Below are 2,780 nucleotides of genomic sequence, written 5' to 3'. Positions count from 1 at the left end.
GACACGGCGTCGATCGTCTCCGCCCGAAGCTCGTCCGCCACCCGGCGGAGATCGGCGTCGGACAGCCCGCGCAGGTCGGCGGGATCGCGGATCGTGTCGAGGAGGGGGGTGTCGGGGCGGCGACGCATGGCGGCCTCCTGTGAACCGGGAGAGGGAGCGCGGGGGATGGTCGCTCCGAGCGTCACTATAGCTCGACACATACGTGCGACAAGTCGTCGGAACACAAAAAGCGTCAGGTCCGTGTTCCCGCTTAGTGTCGTGCGCGGATTCCGCACAAAGCGCAGGATCAGCGCGCCGTCCGCCAGCGTCGATACAGGTCGTAGACATGCGCGACGAAGGCGATCGTCAGCCCGGCGGCGACGATCGTCCAGGATTCGTCTCGGATCGCCGCGCGCGCGGCGATCGAAAGCCCTAGACCCGCTGCCACGAACCCCGCGAGATCACGGAATCCGGGGCCCCGGCCCGCGGGGAGGATCCGCGCTCGCGCCCGAGGGAGACGCGAGAGCGCGAGGAGTGCGATCCCTTCGAGAACCAGGATCGCGATGACCAGGTCGAAGACGCGGCCCGACGCGACGAGGTCGATCACGGAGACGCGCCGCTCACGGGCGCACCAGCCCGAACAGGTGTGCCAGGTCCTTGAAGAAGATGCGCACGTGCGCCATCGGATCGCGCCGCACCAGCTCCTTGTTCATGTAGGCCTGCCAGGTCAGGCGCTGCACGTCCGCGTCGCGGCAGATCGAGACGAAGCGCTCGCGCCGCTTGTCGCTGCCGTACCAGAAGCGCTGCATGATCCCCAGGATGAGGAACACGCGCCCGTGCGCCTTCATGAAGGACTTGCGGGCGCCGGCGAGCGCCTTGGACCTGCCCGTCTCGAGATAGGTCTCCACCGCCTCGGCGGCGAGGCGCCCGCCGACCATGGCGTAGTAGATGCCTTCGCCCGAGGCCGGCGCGACCACGCCCGCGGCATCGCCGGCGAGCAGCACGTCGCGGCCGTTGTCCCACTTCTTGGCGGGATGCAGCGGGATCGGCGCGCCCTCCTTGCGGATGGTGCGCACGCCGTCGAGCTTCGTCGTGGCGCGCAGCTCGGCGACGGCCTCCTTGAGGCCGAAGCCCTTCTGCATCGAGCCGACGCCGATCGAGGCGGATTTCCCGTGGGGAAAGACCCAGGCGTAGAAGTCGGGCGAGAGCTTGCCCTGGTAGAACACGTCGCAGCGGTCGGCGACGTAGTCCGCCGCGCCCGCCTCGGGCGCCTCGACGATCTCGTGATAGGCGAAGACGAAGGGGATCGGGCCGCGCTGGGGCACGGCCTCCCGGGCCACCGCGGAATTCGCGCCGTCGGCGCCGATGACGGCGCGGGCGCGCACGGATACGCTCTGCCCGCCTTCCTCCCGCGCGGTGCGGAAATGCACCCGCGCCGTGCCGTCGGGATCGCGGCTGATGGTCTCGAACGTGGCCGCCCGGCGGGTGGCGCCGACGGCGGTCGCACGGGCGCGCAGCCACTCGTCGAAGACCTCCCGGTCGACCATCGCCACGTAGCCGTCGTCGATCGGCATGTCGACGCGCTTGTCCGAGGGCGCGATCATGCGTGCGCCGGAGATCTTGGCGCAGAGGATTCCCTCGGGGATGGCGAAGTCGCGCACGAGCCGCGGCGGGATCGCGCCGCCGCAGGGCTTGATCCGGCCGGCCCTGTCGAGGAGGAGCACGTCGCGCCCGGCGCGGGCGAGGTCCGTCGCCGCGGTGGCGCCGGCGGGGCCGCCGCCCACGACGACCACGTCCCAGGTGTGGGACGGATCGACCGCGGTGCGGGTGAGGGTCTCCTCCGCGGGCGGCGGCGCGTGCGCCTCGGCCTCCGCGAGGGCGACGTCGGTCTCGGTGTCGAACGTCACGGCGTGGGTCTCCCCTCGATGAGCGGCTCGCCGCGGGGTGCGACGGCGGGGGTGGCGATGCGGACGGGCACGCGATGCGCTCGGGCGCGCAGCTCGGCGCGGCCCGACATGACGCGTGCGGCGAGGAGCGCCGAGACGAGGAAGAGGGCGGCCTCGCCGAGGAAGACGCCGGCATAGGCGCTCGCCGCGCTGTCGGCGACGATGCGGCCGAGATCGACAGCGATCGTGCCGACGAGCCCGCCGAGCCCGAAGGCGACGCCCTGCGCCGCGCCCCACAGGCCGACGCGGGTGCCCTCGCGGCTCGCCGCGCCGTCGCGGGCGAGGCGCATCATCGAGCCGATGGCGGCCACCGCGAAGACGCCGTTGCCGAAGCCGAGCACGGCGACGTTGGCGTGGAGCGGCCAGGCCGGCCCCACGCCGCCGGCGAAGGCGAGCCCGACGAGGGCCATGGCCGAGATCAGGCAGCCGCCGATCGCCCACAGGTGCAGGCGCGAGCGCCCGCCCTCGCGGAAGCCGCCGCCGAGGAGCCCGGTGAGGATCATGCCGGCGAGCACGCCGGCGTTCTGGACGCCCGAGAGCTTGGTCGACTCGCCCGGCGTCATCGCGAAGACCGCGCCCGCGAAGGGCTCGAGGATGAGGTCCTGGGCCGAGTAGGCCAGCATCGAGACGAAGACGAAGATTGTGAAGCGCCGCGCCGTCGGCTCGGCCCAGACCTCCGCCAGGGCCTGGCGGAACGGCACTCTCGGTGCGCCCTCGACGCCGCGCGCGCGCCGCGTGCCCTCGACGCCCGCGACCGCCAGCTGAGTAATGCCGATGTCAAGCCGCTCTGTAGCTCGGATCGAAGGGCTGGCGATGATTGAGGATGGCCCAGAGCACGTTCACGCGTCGTCGCGC

Annotated in this window: 4 protein-coding genes; all 4 read right to left on the bottom strand. The window is 72.3% G+C overall.

The genetic code is table 11. The features are described from left to right. Positions 1-128 (bottom strand): 1-deoxy-D-xylulose-5-phosphate synthase N-terminal domain-containing protein (locus tag G407_RS32765; protein ID WP_280742906.1); only part of this gene is annotated, 128 nt, incomplete at its 3' end. A 158-nt stretch (positions 129-286) separates the two neighbouring features. Beyond that, entirely contained in the window at positions 287-586 is a 300-nt protein-coding gene (locus G407_RS0121235) for a hypothetical protein (protein ID WP_029032424.1), read from the bottom strand. Between the two features lie 13 nt (positions 587-599). Next, positions 600-1,772, bottom strand: a complete 1,173-nt coding sequence (locus tag G407_RS0121230) for a geranylgeranyl diphosphate reductase (protein ID WP_029032423.1) — start codon at positions 1,770-1,772, stop codon at positions 600-602. Between the two features lie 110 nt (positions 1,773-1,882). After that, on the bottom strand, positions 1,883-2,686 hold the full coding sequence (locus tag G407_RS29210; protein WP_342418142.1) for a PucC family protein: 804 nt from the start codon (positions 2,684-2,686) through the stop codon (positions 1,883-1,885). Positions 2,687-2,780 lie beyond the last annotated feature (94 nt).

The sequence above is a fragment of the Salinarimonas rosea DSM 21201 genome (genome assembly GCF_000429045.1).
GTDB lineage: Bacteria > Pseudomonadota > Alphaproteobacteria > Rhizobiales > Beijerinckiaceae > Salinarimonas > Salinarimonas rosea.
Note: the sequence above shows the minus strand (reverse complement) of the source record. Positions and strands in the feature narration are given on the sequence as shown.